18 protein-coding genes are annotated in these 17,902 nt (G+C 59.6%); 9 read left to right on the forward strand and 9 right to left on the reverse strand.

Translation table 11 applies throughout. The features are described from left to right. Window positions 1-89: 89 nt before the first annotated feature. The 4 genes from K7A42_RS20710 to yajC form a co-directional block, all read right to left on the reverse strand. On the reverse strand, window positions 90-935 hold the full coding sequence (locus K7A42_RS20710; RefSeq protein WP_282455782.1) for a phytoene/squalene synthase family protein: 846 nt from the start codon (window positions 933-935) through the stop codon (window positions 90-92). A gap of 23 nt (window positions 936-958) precedes the next feature. Beyond that, the gene (locus K7A42_RS20715; RefSeq protein WP_022556191.1) at window positions 959-1,351 is read right to left on the reverse strand and encodes an Mth938-like domain-containing protein; all 393 of its coding nucleotides are present in this window, start codon (window positions 1,349-1,351) and stop codon (window positions 959-961) included. Beyond that, window positions 1,351-3,915, reverse strand: coding sequence for a protein translocase subunit SecDF (secDF, locus tag K7A42_RS20720; protein WP_004441909.1), 2,565 nt, complete (start codon window positions 3,913-3,915; stop codon window positions 1,351-1,353). Before secDF ends, K7A42_RS20715 begins: the two co-directional genes overlap by 1 nt. 80 nt (window positions 3,916-3,995) lie before the next feature. Then, window positions 3,996-4,343 carry a preprotein translocase subunit YajC gene (yajC, locus tag K7A42_RS20725; RefSeq protein ID WP_004441911.1) on the reverse strand — a complete coding sequence of 116 codons (348 nt, stop codon included), beginning with the start codon at window positions 4,341-4,343 and terminating at the stop codon, window positions 3,996-3,998. 207 nt (window positions 4,344-4,550) lie between these two features. On the opposite strand from yajC, the gene K7A42_RS20730 reads away from it, so the two are divergent. Beyond that, on the forward strand, window positions 4,551-5,423 hold the full coding sequence (locus K7A42_RS20730; protein ID WP_282455783.1) for an ATP-binding protein: 873 nt from the start codon (window positions 4,551-4,553) through the stop codon (window positions 5,421-5,423). A gap of 160 nt (window positions 5,424-5,583) precedes the next feature. Then, window positions 5,584-6,774, forward strand: a complete 1,191-nt coding sequence (gene fdhA, locus K7A42_RS20735) for a formaldehyde dehydrogenase, glutathione-independent (protein ID WP_004441915.1) — start codon at window positions 5,584-5,586, stop codon at window positions 6,772-6,774. Window positions 6,775-6,860: 86 nt separating this feature from the next. Here the strand turns inward: fdhA and K7A42_RS20740 are convergent, their stop codons facing one another. Further along, window positions 6,861-7,517, reverse strand: coding sequence for a TetR/AcrR family transcriptional regulator (locus tag K7A42_RS20740; protein WP_282455784.1), 657 nt, complete (start codon window positions 7,515-7,517; stop codon window positions 6,861-6,863). Between the two features lie 111 nt (window positions 7,518-7,628). Here K7A42_RS20740 and K7A42_RS20745 point away from each other — a divergent pair, with 111 nt between their 5' ends. Next, window positions 7,629-9,023, forward strand: coding sequence for a cytochrome P450 (locus K7A42_RS20745; RefSeq protein ID WP_282455785.1), 1,395 nt, complete (start codon window positions 7,629-7,631; stop codon window positions 9,021-9,023). Window positions 9,024-9,073: 50 nt separating this feature from the next. On the opposite strand, the gene K7A42_RS20750 is transcribed toward K7A42_RS20745, so the two are convergent. Both K7A42_RS20750 and cysE read right to left on the reverse strand, forming a co-directional pair. After that, on the reverse strand, window positions 9,074-9,277 hold the full coding sequence (locus K7A42_RS20750; RefSeq protein WP_003524869.1) for a DUF3126 family protein: 204 nt from the start codon (window positions 9,275-9,277) through the stop codon (window positions 9,074-9,076). Between the two features lie 141 nt (window positions 9,278-9,418). Continuing rightward, window positions 9,419-10,243, reverse strand: a complete 825-nt coding sequence (gene cysE / locus K7A42_RS20755) for a serine O-acetyltransferase (RefSeq protein WP_282455786.1) — start codon at window positions 10,241-10,243, stop codon at window positions 9,419-9,421. A gap of 69 nt (window positions 10,244-10,312) precedes the next feature. Here cysE and K7A42_RS20760 point away from each other — a divergent pair, with 69 nt between their 5' ends. Then, complete coding sequence (locus K7A42_RS20760; RefSeq protein WP_004441921.1) at window positions 10,313-10,459, forward strand: hypothetical protein; 147 nt, start codon at window positions 10,313-10,315, stop codon at window positions 10,457-10,459. Here K7A42_RS20760 and K7A42_RS20765 read toward each other — a convergent pair. Continuing rightward, entirely contained in the window at window positions 10,444-11,220 is a 777-nt protein-coding gene (locus K7A42_RS20765) for an alpha/beta fold hydrolase (RefSeq protein WP_004441923.1), read from the reverse strand. The two genes, K7A42_RS20760 and K7A42_RS20765, sit on opposite strands and share 16 nt — an antisense overlap. A gap of 170 nt (window positions 11,221-11,390) precedes the next feature. Here K7A42_RS20765 and K7A42_RS20770 point away from each other — a divergent pair, with 170 nt between their 5' ends. Both K7A42_RS20770 and K7A42_RS20775 read left to right on the forward strand, forming a co-directional pair. Next, complete coding sequence (locus K7A42_RS20770; RefSeq protein ID WP_004441925.1) at window positions 11,391-11,636, forward strand: zinc-finger domain-containing protein; 246 nt, start codon at window positions 11,391-11,393, stop codon at window positions 11,634-11,636. A gap of 28 nt (window positions 11,637-11,664) precedes the next feature. Beyond that, a complete protein-coding gene (locus tag K7A42_RS20775) occupies window positions 11,665-12,846 on the forward strand; it encodes an FAD-dependent monooxygenase (RefSeq protein WP_282455787.1) in 1,182 nt (393 codons plus the stop codon). Between the two features lie 2 nt (window positions 12,847-12,848). Here K7A42_RS20775 and K7A42_RS20780 read toward each other — a convergent pair whose 3' ends face one another. Next, window positions 12,849-14,036 (reverse strand): cystathionine beta-lyase, encoded by a 1,188-nt coding sequence (locus tag K7A42_RS20780; protein WP_045534980.1) that lies wholly within the window; start codon window positions 14,034-14,036, stop codon window positions 12,849-12,851. 376 nt (window positions 14,037-14,412) lie between these two features. On the opposite strand from K7A42_RS20780, the gene K7A42_RS20785 reads away from it, so the two are divergent. The 3 genes from K7A42_RS20785 to K7A42_RS20795 all read left to right on the forward strand — a co-directional run bounded on the left by K7A42_RS20785 (window position 14,413) and on the right by K7A42_RS20795 (window position 17,898). After that, the gene (locus K7A42_RS20785) at window positions 14,413-15,435 is read left to right on the forward strand and encodes an amino acid ABC transporter substrate-binding protein (protein WP_004441929.1); all 1,023 of its coding nucleotides are present in this window, start codon (window positions 14,413-14,415) and stop codon (window positions 15,433-15,435) included. Between the two features lie 106 nt (window positions 15,436-15,541). Continuing rightward, complete coding sequence (locus K7A42_RS20790) at window positions 15,542-16,738, forward strand: amino acid ABC transporter permease (protein WP_004441931.1); 1,197 nt, start codon at window positions 15,542-15,544, stop codon at window positions 16,736-16,738. A gap of 2 nt (window positions 16,739-16,740) precedes the next feature. Next, window positions 16,741-17,898, forward strand: coding sequence for an amino acid ABC transporter permease (locus K7A42_RS20795; protein WP_004441933.1), 1,158 nt, complete (start codon window positions 16,741-16,743; stop codon window positions 17,896-17,898). Window positions 17,899-17,902: the final 4 nt, after the last annotated feature.

The following is a 17,902-nucleotide window of genomic DNA, read 5'->3' on the forward strand; positions in this document are numbered from 1 at the left end:
GAATCGAAACGAAGCGAACCCGGTTCGCTTTGATAGGAAACGAGGCTTGCGCGAAGTATGGCTCCCCGCATCGGCGCCAGGAGCGACGATCAGAAGCGCTTGAGGAAAGAGGCTTTTGCCAACAGCCATTGCCGACGAAGCTGCGATAATTGCACTTCGCCTTCAAACACGCCCGCGCCAGCCTTTCTCGCGGCCGTTATGACCGGTCCGGAAATGGCGACGGGCAAATAGGCCGCAAAGACGTTGCCCGAAATGCGAGCGCGTCTTGCCTTCTCGATATGATCCAGCGCATGGGCCGCGAACAGTTCGATGGCAATGCCGATCCGCTGTCGGTCCGTGCCTTCCAGGAACGTCTCCCGGTCAAGCCCGGCGGCCGAGAGCATGTCGGCTGGAATATACACCTGACCACGGCGACGGTGCAGTGGCATGAGCAGCATCATGCCGGCCATGGCCTGCGCCACACCCGCATGTCCAGCCGCTTCCGCGCTTGCTGCGGCCTCTTCCGGAGACAGAACGAGGCTGGCAAGCTGGATCAGCGCCGAAGCCGTTTCCCCTGCATAGCCTTCAAGCGCGTTGCGATCCTCGAAAGGATCGTCATAGAGATCGAAGATGCGCGCCTCGATCATGTTGGAAAGCACCGGTCGCGGCAGTCTGTAACGCTCGATCGTATCCAGAAGCGCCGACGCGACGGGGTGCGACTGGCTGTCCCCATGGGGACTTCCCTCGAGCAGATCGCGCCACCATTGCATGCGCACCTCACCTGGCAGCGCTTCACGCACGGAATCGCGAATACGCGCAATCTCGGCGTTAAAGGCATAAAGCGCTGCAAGGGCGTTGCGCCTGTCCGCGGGAGACAGAAGACAGGCGAGATAGCGGTCACGATCCGTATCGCGCAGCGTCGCAAGGCAGACGTCGAGATTTTCTGTGGGTGCCATGGTTCCCCGCGCGGAGCGTTACGTCAGCCTTCGACGGCAATCAACGCCGCAGCCACGGCGCGCGATTCCGAAAGCATGATATTGTAGGTGCGTACGGCGGCACCCGTGCTCATCGGATCAATGGAAATGCCCGCTTCCTTGAAAGCCGCGCGCAGCTCCTTCGGCAGAACCCGCATACCATCTCCCGTGCCGATCAGCAGCACTTCGATATCCTGCGCTTCCGCAAGAACCTTTTCGAAATGCCCGACGCTCAGTTCTTTGGCGTCAACGGGCTCCCACCCGTAAATGCCCGAAGGCAGGAGCAGAAGCGAGCCTCGATGCGACATGTCGGCAAAGCGGAAGCCGCCATTGCCATAAGCATCTATGGGCGCCCGGCCGGGAAAATGGGCCGGGCGTATTTCGATCCCGCCGGCCATCAGACGGCAGGCTTGCCGCCGATGGCGTTGCCGGACTTTTCATCCTTCTCGTCTTCCGCATCCTTGCTATCAGGACGAAGCTTGAAGGCGATCAGCACCGGAGCGGCAATGTAGAGCGACGAGAACACGCCGATACCGACACCGAAGAGCATGGCGAAGGTGAAGGAGCGGATGACCTCGCCGCCGAAGAGGTAGAGCGCGAGCAGCGCCAGAAGCACGGTCAAGCCGGTGAGGATGGTGCGCGACAGCGTCTGGTTCAGCGACACGTCGATAATCATCGACAGCGGCATCTTCTTATAGCGCCTCAGGTTTTCGCGGATACGGTCATAGATGACGACGGTGTCATTCAGCGAATAACCGATAATCGTCAGGATCGCCGCGATACTGGTGAGGTTGAACTCTATCCCCAGGAACACGAAGAGGCCGATTGTGAAGACCACGTCGTGCACCATCGAAATGACGGCGCCGAGCGCAAACTGCCATTCGAAGCGAACCCAGATGTAGATCATGATCGCCGTCATGGCGAGCAGGATGCCGATCGTGGAGGTGAAGGTGAGGTCACCGGAAACGGCGGGGCCGACAACTTCAACGCGGCGGAAGTCATATTTGTCCTCAAGCTCGCCGCGCACCATGGTGATGGCGGATTGCTCGGCATTTTCGCCGCCTTCCTGCGCCTGAATGCGGATGAGAACATCCTGCGGCGTACCGAAATTCTGAGCCTGGATTTCACCCAGGTTGAGCTGGTTCAGACGATCGCGGATATCGGCCAGATCGGCCTCACCCTGCTTGGCACGGACTTCGATGACGGAGCCGCCCTGGAAGTCGATACCGAGGTTCAGGCCCTTGGCGATGAAACCGCCAACGCAGGCAAGCATGATGACGCCGGTGATCATGAACACCACGCGACGGTAGCGCATGAACGGGATGTCGCGACCATCGAACATGGCGGTACGAACGCCCTTCGGCAGATGCTTCGGACGGCTGCGACGAACCCAGTAACCGAACATCCACGCTGTCAGTGTATAGGCCGTGAAGACGGTCGTGATGATACCGACGGCCAGCGTAACCGCAAAGCCCTTGACCGGGCCCGTGCCCATGTAGAACAGCACGCTCGCCACGATCAGCGTCGTCAGGTTGGCGTCAATGATGGTCGCAAAGGCGCGGGTAAAGCCATTATCCAGTGACTGGATCAGTGGTTTGCCGCTTTTCACCTCTTCGCGTATTCGCTCATAGATCAGTACGTTGGAATCGACAGCCATGCCGATGGTCAGGACGATACCGGCGATACCCGGTAGTGTCAGCGTCGATCCGATCACGCTGAGGACGGCCAGCAGCATGATGACGTTGACCACAAGAGCGATATTCGCCAGCAGGCCGAAGAAGCCATAGAAGACGAACATGAAGATGAGGACGCCCACGGCGCCAATGGCGCTTGCCGTCAGACCGGCGGTAATGGAGTCGTTACCGAGGCTCGGACCGACGGTACGCTCTTCAACCACCGTCAGCGTCGCCGGCAGTGCACCGGCGCGCAGCAGCACAGCAAGGTCGTTCGCGCCCTGCACCGAGAAATTACCTGAAATCTGGCCCGAACCGCCAATGATCGGCTCACGGATGACAGGCGCGGAAATGACCTGGTTATCGAGCACGATGGCGAAAGGCTTGCCGACATTCTGCTGCGTCGCCTGCGCAAACCGCTGCGCGCCGCGGCTGTCGAAGCGGAAGGTGACGACGGGTTCATTGGTCTGCTGGTTGAAGCTTGCCTGCGCGTCGACGAGATTGTCGCCGGAAACGAGCGCACGGCGCTCCACGAGATAGGGAACCGGCGGATCGTCCTGCGAATAGAGAACCTCGGACGTCGCTGGCGGACGGCCGTTCATGGCTTCCTGCACCGGCATGGTGGTGTCAACCATGCGGAAGGAGAGCTTTGCCGTCTGGTTGAGAAGTGACTTCAGGCGCTGCGGATCCTGAAGACCAGGCACCTGCACGATGATACGGTCGGAACCCTGACGCTGGATGAGCGGCTCGGTCGTACCGACTTCGTCAACGCGGCGGCGCACGACTTCGATGGACTGCGAAACGGCTGATGACAGGCGGTAATCGATGCCCTCATCCGTGAGATTGAGACGCAGCAGATTGTCGCCACCATCATTCATCGTCACTTCGGTAATGGAGCCGCCGACCAGCGTACCGGCGGAGACCGGCTGCGTCAGGTCGCGAAGTGCGTTCTTGGCGGCTTCCAGCTGCGCCGGATCGCTGATGCGGACCTGAATCTGCTGGCCGTTGCCGGTCAAGCCCGAATAACGGATGTTGGCATCGCGAAGCTGCGTTCGCACATCGCCCACGATGGTTTCGAGCCGTTCCTTGACGATGTCGGAACGCTCGATCTTGAGCATGATGTGGGAACCGCCCTGAAGGTCGAGACCGAGCGTTACCTTGTTGTCCTTGTACCAGGCGGGCATGCCCTCCAGCTGTTTGTCCGTAAACAGATTGGGAGAGGCGATGACGACGCTTGCCAGCACAAGCAGCCAGATGAAGACTGTTTTCCAACGGGAAAAATGAAGCATTTCGATCTCGGTCAGGGTTGGGGTCGCGCTCTGCGCAACCCGTCAAAATTCGCAATCGGGCATTCGGTTGTCCGGCAGGATCAGGAAGCGGCTTCCGTCTTGACCACTTCGCCCTTCACGCGCACTTCGGCAATGTAAGCACGGGCAGCGCGGATTTTCACGCCTTCGGCGATTTCGACTTCGAGTTCACTGTCATCGATGACCTTGGTCACCTTGCCGACGATGCCGCCGCCGAGAACGACCTGATCACCGCGGCGAATATTGGTCAGCGTTTCCTGGCGCTTTTTCATCTGTGCGCGCTGCGGACGGATGAGGAAAAAATACCAGACCACCATGAGCGGCGCAAACAGGAAAAGCATTTCAAGGCCGGAACCCAGCGCCGACGTGCCGCCCGCTGCATCCTGGGCAAAAGCTTGACTAATGAACATATAAAACTCCTCAACGATTACGGCACGACCTCGTATGCCGCCCCAGCTTTCAAGCCGCCGGAATATAGTGGGGAACGCCGGGATTGCAACAGATGCAGGGCCCTCGCCGTACCGATTCCGGACCTCTTAACCTTTATGGGCGCCAAACACCATGCTAGGCCGGGCGCAAAACAGAGTTTTGAACATCAGACAAGCGGAAGAAACACCATGATTCGAGAAGAAACGGCCTCCCTGCTTCTTTCAGAACTGCGCCGGCTCACCGATGCCGTCGAACGGCTGGCGGGACCGGCGCCCGCCGTAAACGACTGGAATGCGGCGGATTGTTTTGTCTGGGCGCCGCTGAACTTTTTCCTGCAGCCTGTTGCCCGCCCCAACCGCATCGCGTTGAAACTCATCCGCGGCGTCGATCATGTCCGCGACATTCTCCACGAAAACACGCTGCGTTTCGCGGAAGGTTTCGCCGCCAACAACGTGCTGCTGTGGGGTGCGCGCGGCATGGGCAAGTCATCGCTGGTGAAGGCCGTTCACGAAGATGTGCGTGCTGCAAGCGGTGTTTCGCTCAAGCTGGTGGAAGTGCACCGCGAGGACATCCACACCCTGCCCGCCCTGCTCGACATCCTCAAGGCCTCCGGCCAGCGCGTCATCGTTTTCTGCGACGACCTCTCCTTCGACCATGACGACACCGCCTATAAATCGCTGAAGGCAGCGCTCGACGGCGGCATCGAGGGACGTCCTGACAATGTGCTGTTTTATGCGACCTCCAACCGTCGCCATCTTCTGCCGCGTCACATGATGGAAAACGAGCAGTCCACTGCCATCAACCCATCCGAAGCGGTTGAGGAAAAGGTGTCGCTCTCCGATCGCTTCGGCCTCTGGCTCGGTTTCCACAAATGCGGTCAGGAAGATTATCTGACGATGATCGACAGCTATGCCACGCATTTCGATCTGGGTCTCGACCGCGAGACACTGCATCACGAGGCGTTGGAATGGGCAACCACCCGCGGCGGCCGCTCAGGCCGTGTCGCCTGGCAATATATTCAGGACGCCGCCGGCCGCCTCAGGAAACCGCTCGACAGATAACACCACCGTGACATCGGGCGAAACGCGGTGTCGTTACGACCACACCGCGTGTCGTATTCCCGAACGCCACATCTCCCCTCTCATGGTTTGCTGCACCCATGAAGTCATCTGCCCGCGGAGGAGCGGACAGGTACGGTGTTCAACCATGGAGGAGATGGATATGAGCAGGAACAGAGGCGTCGTCTACATGCGGCCGGGTCAGGTCGAAGTCCGCGACATCGACGACCCGAAGCTTGAGGCGCCGGATGGCCGCCGCATCGAGCACGGTGTCATTCTCAAGGTGATTTCCACCAATATCTGCGGCTCCGACCAGCACATGGTGCGCGGCCGCACCACGGCGATGCCGGGCCTCGTTCTCGGTCATGAAATCACCGGCGAAGTCATCGAGAAGGGCATCGACGTTGAGATGCTGCAGGTTGGCGACATCGTCTCCGTGCCGTTCAACGTCGCCTGCGGCCGCTGCCGCTGCTGCAAGTCGCAGGATACCGGCGTGTGCCTCACGGTGAACCCGTCCCGCGCCGGCGGCGCTTATGGCTACGTCGACATGGGCGGCTGGATCGGTGGTCAGGCGAAATATGTCACCATCCCCTATGCCGATTTCAACCTGCTGAAATTCCCGGATCGTGACAAGGCGATGTCGAAGATCCGCGACCTCACCATGCTCTCCGACATTCTGCCAACCGGCTTCCACGGCGCAGTGAAGGCCGGTGTCGGCGTCGGCTCCACTGTTTATGTCGCCGGTGCCGGCCCGGTAGGCCTCGCGGCTGCCGCCTCCGCCCGCATTCTGGGTGCTGCGGTCGTCATGATCGGCGATTTCAACAAGGATCGTCTTGCCCACGCTGCGAAAGTCGGCTTCGAACCCGTCGATCTCTCGAAGGGCGACCGGCTGGGCGACATGATCGCCGAGATTGTCGGCACCAACGAGGTGGACAGCGCGATCGACGCGGTCGGCTTTGAAGCGCGCGGCCACGCAGGCGGCGAACAGCCGGCGATCGTTCTCAACCAGATGATGGAAATCACCCGCGCCGCCGGCTCGATCGGCATTCCAGGCCTTTATGTCACCGAAGATCCGGGCGCGGTGGATGATGCTGCCAAACAGGGCAGCCTGTCACTGCGTTTCGGCCTCGGTTGGGCGAAGGCGCAATCCTTCCACACCGGCCAGACACCGGTGCTGAAATATAACCGCCAGCTCATGCAGGCGATCCTGCACGACCGCCTGCCGATTGCCGACATCGTCAACGCCAGGATCATTGCGCTCGACGATGCCGTACAGGGCTATGAGAGCTTCGATCAGGGCGCAGCCACCAAGTTCGTGCTCGATCCGCATGGCGACCTGCTCAAGGCGGCCTGACGCCTGCACCGGAAAACCGGTGTAATGAAACCGCCCGCTATAAACGGGCGGTTTTCCATTGGCGCAAATGTCCCCTGTCGGAGACACTATTTCTCGCCTTCTCCCAGTGACTCCAGCTCGGCCATTGCCTCGGAAGAAAGATAAGGCCTGAACAGACTGGATACCTGCCGCAGCCCCCACTCCAGTTGCTGCGACCCGAATTCGCTGCCACCTTCCTGCAGATTAAGATAGGACGCCCAATAGGTCGAGACGATCCACAAATTCGTCAAAACCGCCTCGCGCTCCGCTTCGGGAATGTCCACCAGCTCCGCATTCTGCATCCGCGTGACGATGTGGCCGACCGCCAGACGCATGGCGGCGCTTATGGTTCGGACGGGCTCCACCAGCCCCGGTGCCAACGCCACCAGACCGACAAGATCGCGAAAAAGGAAGCGGTAGTTCCAGACGAGAGAGAACCACTGCCGCAAAAAGCCGGCATAAGTCGCCGCAGCCGCCTCGTCCGCTCCGTCAACAGTCGCGACGAGCGCCAGCGCATCGTTTTCGAAGCGGGCGAACAGGGCAAGGACCAGCGATTCCTTGGTGCGGAAATGATAATAGAGATTGCCCTCGTTTATTTTCACATCGCCGGCGATTTCGGCCGTTGTCACACGGTCCGGGCCACGTTCGTTGAAGAGACCGAGCGTAACATCTAGAATTTTTTCACGTGTCAGGGATCGCCCCGGCCGTTTCGCGCCGTTCATCATAGAAATTTCACCCCACCATTGAAAATTAAGGCGTACACCTTAAATTACCGGTATAAGGTAAACACCTTAACAGCATGTTGCCATTGTTCAACGCGCATAAAGGACCCGCAGATGACCGACACCGGCCTTCGCACCCCCTCACCCGAGGCGATCGGGACACAAACCGTATCGAAACTCGCCACCGCGCGTCTCGCTCTCTCCATTATTCGCAATCCGTTGAAGGCGTTGCCGCCGGAAATCTTTCATGAACCTGCGGTTTTCACTCGCCTTGGCGATACGATGCGCGTGCATCTCGCCGACCCGGTTTTGATCCACGAGGCTCTGGTCAAGAACGCCCATCTGCTTGGCAAGGGTGAAGATGTGAGGCGCGTCCTCGGCCCGGCCCTCGGTCAGGGACTTCTGACCGCGGACGGGGACCATTGGAAATGGCAACGGCAATCCGTCGCGGGCGCTTTCCGCCACGAAAAGCTGTTGGATCTGCTTCCGGTCATGATCGAGACGGCACGACGCACGGAAGCGCGCTGGCGCTCTCCTTCCATTGGTGACATCGACGTGGGCCACGAAATGATGCGAACCACGTTCGACATCATCGTCGAAACGATCATGTCCGGTGGATACGGAATTGATGTTGCGCGGGTCGAACAGAGCATCACCGATTATCTGAAACCAACAGGCTGGACCTTCGCGCTCACCATGCTGGGGGCGCCGGAATGGCTACCTCATCCTGGCCGGCGCAAGGCCCGGATCGCCGTCGGTTATCTGCGCGAAAGCCTTGCGAAGGTGATTGCCGGACGGCGGAAAAATCCATCCGAAAGGAACGACCTCGTCTCGATGCTGCTGGAGGCCAGGGATCCTGAAACCGGACGCATGATGACCGACACGGAAATCGTCGACAATCTCTTGACATTCATCACCGCCGGCCACGAAACGACGGCGCTCGGTCTAGCATGGACGTTTCACCTTCTGTCGAAGAACCGGGAGACGGAGAGAAAAATTCTCGAGGAAATCGACACCGTCACCGCCGGTGAACCGGTCGCGGCGGAACATATCGCCGGCCTGACCTACACCCGACAGGTGTTCTCGGAAGCGATGCGGCTTTACCCGCCAGCTCCGGTCATCACACGCACGGCGCTTGAAGACTTCAGGCTCGGCGGGCATGATATTCCGGCGGGCACCGTTCTCTATGTGCCCATCTATGCCGTGCACCGCCACGCCGCCTTGTGGGACGAGCCCGAGCGCTTCGATCCGTCGCGCTTCGAACCGGAAAAGACGAAGGCGCGCCACCGCTATGCCTATATGCCATTCGGGGCGGGACCCCGCATCTGCATCGGCAATGCTTTTGCGATGATGGAAGCCGTGACGATCCTGGCCGTTCTTCTGCAAGGCCTTCATCTGGAAAACAGGTCAACGGCAACTGCGGCACCGCTGATGCGGGTAACATTGCGGCCGGAAAATCGCCTGACGATGCGGATCGTGCAACGGAAAAACAAATCGCCCGCGGCGTGAACCACCGCGGGCGATGAATGGAGGCCCCCTGGGTCACCAAACGGTGACGATCACAGGTCGACGTCGAGGATCGCCATCGAGAAATTGTAGGAACGGTCGCCGTCTTCGTCATCGATGTAAACGACGCCGAGAAACTCTTCGCCAAGATACACTTCGGCGGAATCGTCCTTGCGTGGACGCGCCTTGACCACCATCGTCGGGTTGAAGGTACGCTTGAAGTAGGCGTCGAGTTTTTTGATTTCGTCGGCTTTCACCACTATTCTCCTGTGCGGTTCGCGTTGGCCCGCTTTTGGCATGGGACAAAGGCCAAAGTAAAGTGAAAGCGGCAGGTCATCCGTGTCTTCCACACGGACGACGGCAAAAAACCCGGCCACCTGTCAGCGCGACAGTGCCGCTCAGATATCGGCTCCGATGAGCTGGTCCATCAGGCGCGAGGGTTCAGAACACCCTGCTTCTCCCACCACCCGCGCCGGCACGCCGGCAACCGTGGTCTTCGGCGGAACCGGCTTCAGCACCACAGATCCTGCGGCGATGCGCGAGCAGCTGCCGATTTCGATATTGCCGAGGATTTTCGCCCCCGCGCCGATCATCACACCGTTGGCGATCTTCGGGTGGCGATCCGCCCCTTCCTTGCCGGTACCGCCGAGGGTGACGCCATGCAGGATGGAGACGTTATCGCCAATGACTGCCGTCTCGCCGACCACCAGCCCGGTGGCGTGGTCAAGGAAGATGCCCTTGCCGATGCGTGCTGCGGGGTTGATATCGGTCTGGAAAATGCTCGAAGACCGGCTCTGCAGATAAAACGCGAAATCCTTGCGGCCCTTCTGCAGCAGCCAGTGGGCAAGCCTATGGGTCTGGATGGCCTGGAAACCCTTGAAATAGAGCAGCGGTTCCATGAAGCGCGTGCAAGCCGGATCGCGATCGTAAACGGCCTGGATGTCGACGCGGAGAACGCTTCCCCATTCCGGCCAGTCATCCAGCATGTCCTGGAAGGTCTGACGCAACAGCACGGCCTGTATGTCCGGATGGTCGAGAAGTTCGCAGATACGGTAGATCACACATTCTTCGAGAGACCGGTGGTTGAGGATCGTCGAATAAAGAAAGGCTGAAAGCAGCGGATCCTGTGCAGCGGCGCTGCGCGCTTCATGCAGCAGGCTGCCCCAGATCGGGTCGACGATCGCCAGCTGTTCAGGCTGACGGGCCTCGGTACGTGCGACCATGAACGGTCTCCTCGTTTGCAGTGGTCGTTCTTTATACAGAAAAAGACGTGCATTAGAAATGGGATTCGAATGACGACTTTAAAGGCGGCACGGCTTCAGTTTTTCTTCATGCAGCTTGAAAAACCGTTTCTTGCCGAACTGCGCTTTGCCGCGCTTCTGCGCGGAAAGCCTGCCCCGTTTTTCCTCGAAAATGCGTCAACTCAGAACGAACGGTAGAAATCCAGCACCGCCGCCTTGAACACGCGGTCGCCGACGGCCAGCATGTGGTCGCGGCCGGGAATGTCGATCGCCCGCGCGTGCGGCATGATGGCAGCGAGCTCTTCACCGGAGCCGGCAATATCGTCCTTCGTTCCGACCGCGATCAGCGTCGGCGCATCTATCTTTGCCGCCTGGTCGCGTGTGACGAGAACCCGCGATGTCTCGATGCAGGCGGCAAGCGCCAAGCGGTCGCTTTTCGTCTGATCGGCAAAGGCTCGGAACATGCGGCCGCGCTCATGGGTCACGACATCGAGCGAAGGCGCGAGAAGCGCCTCTGCGATCGGGTCCCAGTCGCCCACACCTTCGACCATGCCGATACCGAGCCCGCCGAAGACCAGAGAACGCACGCGCTCGGGATGCGCCATGGCCAGGAAGGCGGAAATGCGCGCACCCATGGAGTAACCCATCACATGCGTCTCTGCGATGCCGAGATGGTTGAGCAGCGCCACCGCATCTTCGGCCATAACGGACGGATAATAGGCCTCCGTATCATGCGGCTTGTCGCTTGCGCCATGGCCGCGATTATCGATGGCGATCACCCGGTAGCCGGCATCTCCCAGCGTCTTCAGCCAGCCCGGATGGACCCAGTTGACGTTGGCGCTGGATGCAAAGCCATGGATCAGCAAAACCGGGTCGCCCGCCGGATCGCCTTCGTCAAAATAAGCGAGGCGAAGGCCGTCATGGAAAAAATCGGAAAACTGCGGCGTGTTGAGATTCATCAAGGACATCCTTTTTGCCGGACCATATGGCAGGAATTAGCAATGTTGAACATGTTTTGCTGACGATTTTTATGGAGATGCAATGCGTTTGAGGCTACATATCCGCAACGACGAGCCGGCATGCGAAGACGGATTGCGGCTCTACAACGATATTGCATTTGGAGACGAACATGGCCGGGCATACCATTCCCCACTTCCAGAACGATGGCGGACACCGCATGATCGAGATCGGCGTCAAGGAATTCATGTGCACCGGCGCTTCCGTTCCTTACGATCATCCGCATATCTTCATCGATATGGGCGACGACAATGAGAAGGTCTGTTCCTACTGCTCCACCCTTTATCGCTACAACCCGTCGCTGAAGGCCGAGCAGACCAATCCTCCGGGCTGCGTTTTCCACGTGAAGGCTGCCTGACCTCCACTTTTCCTGATCGGGGCGCACCATGCCCATAAAATCCGTAGCCATTATCGGTGCCGGCATTGCCGGTCTCACCGCTGCCCTTGCTTTTGCCCGGCACGGTATAGACTGCGACATCATCGAACAGGCCGGCGAACTGACGGAAGTGGGCGCCGGCCTGCAGATTTCGCCCAATGCCGCCCGCATTCTCGCCACGCTTGGCGTGCTGCCTGCCATCGAGGCGCGCTGGACCGAGCCCGTCAGTGTCGAACTCGCCTCCGGAAAATCGCTCGCAACGCTGCTCTCCCTGCCTGTGGGCGCGGTGGCGCGTATACGCTGGGGCGCACCCTATGGCGTGCTGCACCGCTCCACCCTGCAAAGCGCACTTCTCCAGACGGTGACAGATAATCCGCTATGCCGGTTGCATCTCGGCAAACGCATCGAAAACGCGACGGCCGATGTGATTGCCGCAACCACATTCCGCGCCCATGATCTGATTGTCGGCGCGGACGGTGTCTGGTCGGCGGCCCGCTTTGCCGTTCCTGCCGCTCCCACCGCCACCTTCTCCGGCAATGTCGCCTGGCGCTTCACCGTTGCCGCCAATGCCGTGCCGTCGGCCATCAACAAAAGCGCCGTCACGGCCTATCTGGGCTCGGGTGGCCATATCGTCGCCTATCCGCTGAAAGAAGTCGGCGGTTTCAACATCGTCGCCATCGCGCTGGGCGCCGATCCCGGTGCAACATGGCGGGCGGAATCGAGCGGGCGGCAGAAAGCCCTGCTTCTTGAACAGTTTCGCGGCTTCAGCCCTGACATCGTCCGGTTGCTCGATTCGTCCGAAAACCCGACCTTCTGGCCGCTTTATCAGGCCGGCCCCGGCCGCTGGCACAATGGCCGGGACACGGTGCTGATCGGCGACGCAGCGCATGCCATGATGCCGTTCGCCGCCCAGGGGGCAGCCATGGCGATCGAGGATGCGTTTGAACTCGCGGGAACCATGGTGGGCAGCGATGCTGCAGCCACCCTGCCCGCGCCGCAGGCTCTTGCCGCCTTCGAGGCGCTGCGCCTGCCGCGCATAGAAAAGGCCCGCAAGCGGGCCTCTCTCAATCGCTTTGCCTATCACGCCACGGGCCCGGTGCGTATCGCGCGGGACTTCGTGTTTTCCACGCGTCCCACCGACGCCTTCCTGAAGGACTTCGACTGGCTCTACGGCTATCGCGCCAAGGGCTGAGATCAAACCGCGGCCGCGGCTGCAAAGCCGGCCTCGAGGTCCTTCTTGAGATCGGCGACATCTTCAAGCCCGATCTGCAGGCGGATGACCGGTCCCTCCGAGGGACCTTTGGCGATGGTCCTGTCGACAAGCGAGACCGAAACGGCAAGCGATTCGTAGCCGCCCCAGGAGTAACCGAGCCCGAAAAAGGTCAGCGCATTCAGGAACGCGGCCGCCGTCTGCTTGTATCTGCCTTCTTCCGCCTTCAGCACGAAGGAGAAGACGCCGCTTGCTCCCTTGAAATCGCGCTTCCACAGATCATGCCCTGCAAAGCTCGGCAGCGCCGGATGCAGCACGCGCACGACGTCGTCCCGGCTCTCCAGCCATGTGGCGATGTCGAGCGCGCTTTTCTGATGGTGCGCCAGCCTGATTCCCATCGTGCGCATGCCGCGCAGGATCTGATAGGCATCGTCCGAAGTGACGCAGATCCCGAGATTGGTATTGGCCTGATAAAGCGCCTTCCAGTGCTTTTCATTGGCCGAAACGAAGCCCATCAGCACATCCGAATGGCCCGAGGGATATTTGGTGGCAGCGTGGATGGAAACATCGACGCCAAAATCCAAAGGTTTGAAATAAAGCGGCGTCGCCCAGGTATTGTCCATCGTCACAACGCAATCATGCCGATGAGCGATATCGGTGATCAGCCTGACATCCTGAATTTCGAAGGTGTTGGAACCCGGCGCTTCCAGATGCACCAGCTTCGTGTTCGGCCGGATGAGAGCCTCTATGCCCTCCCCGATGGCCGGATCGTAATATTCCACTTCGACACCCAGCTTCTTCAGCATCATATTGCAGAAGCGACGTGTCGGAAAATAAACGGAATCGACGATCAGCGCGTGGTCGCCAGCGCCGAGATAGGCAAGGAACGGGACCGTGATGGCCGCAAGGCCCGAAGGCACGAGTATGGTTCCGGCAGACCCTTCCAGCTCATTGACGAGATTGCAGAGCGCATCGGTCGTCGGCGTGCCGTGGGTGCCATAGGTATATTTCTGGTTTTCGGTCGAAAGCGTCTCCGCGTCGGGAAAAAGCACCGTCGAGCCGCGCACGATTGGCGGATTGACGAAACCGAAACAGTCCGCGGGATCATTGCCGCCATGGGTGAGGCGCGTATTCACACCTGCGGCGGAAAGCAGGTCATTTGTCTTGGTCATTTCAGATCAGCTTTCGAAGGAACATTGACGCGTGCGACAATGCTGAGAGCGAACCGCAAGGTCAAGTCCCGCCGGGACGCAACAACCGACGGGATTGATCCATCGCCAGCCAGAATACAACAAGTATACAAATACTGTGCAAGTGCAAATTTCCGCAAAAATATGCTTATATTTTCACCCTTTGCACACTTCACGACCAAATTTTGGAAAATTCCGTTTTATAGGCACAATTATTGCCCGCACGTCTTGACCCCGCTGCCAATTGCGATTGTGATAGAAAAAGCGGATCGAAAAGATCTCGCTGAAGGGGGAGCTGGGGCAGAACAAACATGCCGGTCCTCTTCCAAGTGACGATAACAAACAAAGGTTGGGAAAAATGAAAAAGGCAATTCTGTCGGCCGCCATCGGCGCAGCAGTTTTGGGAGGAGCCTCGGTCGCTTCGGCTGCGACGCTTCAGGATGTGAAGGGCAAGGGTTTCGTCACCTGCGGCGTCAGCGCCGGCATTCCGGGATTCTCCAATCCCGATGACAAGGGCGAGTGGTCCGGTATCGATGTGGACTATTGCCGTGGTATTGCCACAGCGGTTTTCGGCGATCCTTCGAAGGCCAAGTTCGTCGCACTTTCGAGCAAGGACCGATTCCCGGCTCTCCAGTCCGGTGAAGTCGACGTTCTGACCCGTAACACCACCTGGACGATCAGCCGCGACACGTCGCTGGGCTTCAACTTCCGTACCGTCAACTACTACGACGGCCAGGGCTTCATCGCCAAGAAGAGCCTCAACGTGAAGTCCGCTCTCGAGCTTTCCGGCGCCGCCGTCTGCGTACAGACCGGCACGACCACGGAGCTCAACCTCGCCGACTACTTCAAGACCAACAATCTGCAGTACAACCCGGTGGTTTTCGAAAAGGAAGCCGACGCGACCTCTGCTTATGATGCCGGCCGTTGCGACGTCTACACCACTGACCAGTCTGGCCTTTACGCGATCCGCCTGAAGCTGAAGAACCCGGAAGAAAACATCGTTCTGCCTGAAGTCATCTCCAAGGAGCCGCTTGGTCCGGCCGTTCGCCAGGGTGACGACCAGTGGTTCGACATCGTCAGCTGGGTTCATTACGCCATGGTCAATGCCGAAGAACTTGGCATCACCTCCAAGAACGTCGACGAGCAGAAGAACAGCGCAAATCCGGACGTGAAGCGCCTGCTCGGCACGGAAGAAGGCACCAAGATCGGTACCGATCTCGGCGTGACCAATGACTGGGCCTACAACATCATCAAGCTGGTGGGCAACTACGGCGAAGTCTTCGACCGCAACGTCGGCGCCGGCTCGCCTCTGAAGATCGAGCGCGGCCAGAACGCGCTCTGGACCAAGGGCGGCCTGCAATACGCACCGCCGGTCCGTTGATCGGCCCCATCATCGGCTAGATCATAAGGAGGCTGGGCAACACCCGGCCTCCGCTTCAAATTATATAAATAAGCTCGCAAAGAGCATATAAAAGGGAAAGGTGCCTATGGCAGGCAACGCGGTCAGTTCGCAACGATCGCGCGCGCAAAGCGCGTCGTCACTTATCTACGATCCACGCATACGCGGCATTTTTTACCAGGTCCTGACGGTCGTCATCCTGGCCGCCTTCGTCTGGGTCATCGTGACGAATACGATCACCAATCTTCAACGTTCAAACATTTCATCCGGCTTCGGGTTCCTCAACGGACGCGCCGGCTTCGACATCGGCCAGTCGCTGATCGCTTATACCAGCGATGCGACCTATGGCCGGGCGCTGCTCGTCGGCATTCTCAACACGATCCAGGTTGCGTTTTTTGGCATCATCGCCGCCTCGATCATCGGCTTCATCGTCGGTATCGCCCGGTTGTCCAACAACTGGCTGATCTCGAAGCTCGCGCAGGCCTATGTGGAAATCTTCCGCAACATCCCGCCGCTGCTCGTGATCTTCTTCTGGTACAAGGGCGTCATCTCGGTCCTGCCGCAGGCACGCGAATCGCTCGAGCTGCCGCTCGGCACCTACCTCAACAATCGTGGCTTCTTCTTTCCGAAACCGCTCTGGGGGGACGGAATCTGGCTCGTGCCGCTGGCCTTCCTTGTCGCCGTCGTCGTCAGCGTGCTTGTTTACCGCTGGGCGAAAGCCAGACAGGAAAAAACCGGACAGCAATTCCGCACCGGAATAACGATAACGCTGCTCGTCATCGGATTGCCGCTCGCCACGTTCCTCGCAATCGGCGCGCCGCTGACATTCGATTACCCCATCGCCGGACGCTTCAACCTTTCGGGCGGCGCCGTCGTCGCGCCTGAATTCATGTCGCTGTTCCTGGCGCTGTCCTTCTACACCGCCTCCTTCATCGCCGAGATCGTTCGCGGCGGCATCAAGGCCGTGGCGAAGGGGCAGACGGAAGCTGCCGACGCGCTTGGGCTTCGCTCCAGCACCACGACACGTCTCATCGTCGTGCCGCAGGCCATGCGCATCATCATTCCGCCGCTGACAAGTCAGTTCCTCAACCTCACCAAGAACTCGTCGCTTGCGGTCGCCGTCGGCTTTGCCGATATCGTCTCCGTTGGCGGTACGATCCTGAACCAGACGGGTCAGGCGGTTGAAGTCGTTGCCATCTGGCTGGTCATCTACCTCTCGCTGTCCCTGCTCACGGCCGTGGTCATGAACTGGTTCAACGCGAAAATGGCTCTGGTGGAGAGATGACGATGACGATCAGCAACCACGCCTTCGTGCGCCAGACCATTGAGGAAGCCCGCCCCGCGCCATCGAGCGCAGTGGGCGTAACCCACTGGCTGCGCACCAAGCTCTTCGCCACGCCCAAGGATACGGTGCTTACCGTCCTTGCTATTGCCCTCCTCGTCTATATCGTGCCGCCGATCATCGAGTGGCTGTTTATCGACGCGGTTTGGACCGGCAGCGACCGTATTGCGTGTCTCACCGCTTCACAGGGCGGCGCGCTTCCGGACGGACAGTCCGGCGCCTGCTGGGCCTTTGTCTCGGCCAAGCTCGGACAATTCGTCTTCGGCCGTTACCCCATTGACGAGCGCTGGCGTCCCATCCTCGTGATGGTGACGTTCGCGATCCTGTTGGTCCCGATGCTCATACCGAAGGCGCCGTTCAAGCGTCTCAATGCGCTGGCGCTCTTCATCATCCTGCCCTTCATTGCGTTCTTCCTGCTCATCGGCGGCGTCTTCGGCCTGCCGAAGGTGGAAACGCAGCTCTGGGGCGGCCTGATGGTCACGCTCATCCTGTCCTTCTTCGGGATAACGGTGTCGCTGCCCTTCGGCATTCTTCTGGCTCTCGGCAGACGCTCGAACCTGCCGGTCATCAAGATGCTCTGCGTCCTCTTCATCGAGGTCATCAGGGGCATCCCGCTGATCACCGTCCTGTTCTTCGCCAGCATCATGCTGCCGCTGTTCCTGCCCGACGGCTGGACTTTCGACAAGTTCCTGCGTGCGCTGGTCGGCGTGTCGCTGTTCTCCTCCGCCTATATGGCGGAAGTGATCCGCGGCGGCCTGCAGGCCATTCCGAAGGGACAATATGAAGGTGCGGACTCGCTCGGCCTGAATTACTGGCAGAAGACGAGGCTGATCGTGCTGCCGCAGGCGCTGAAGCTCGTCATTCCGGGCATCGTCAACACCTTCATCGGGCTTTTCAAGGACACGTCGCTGGTCTCGATCATCGGCATGTTCGACCTGCTCGGTATTGTCACACTCAACCAATCGGATGCGAACTGGGCCACGCCCGTCACCGCCATGACTGGCTATATTTTCGCAGGCTTCGTATTCTGGATATTCTGCTTCGGCATGTCGCGATATTCGCTGTTCATGGAACGGCACCTCGACACCGGGCATAAACGATAAGGGA

This window comes from Agrobacterium sp. InxBP2 (assembly GCF_026191755.1).
GTDB lineage: Bacteria > Pseudomonadota > Alphaproteobacteria > Rhizobiales > Rhizobiaceae > Agrobacterium > Agrobacterium pusense.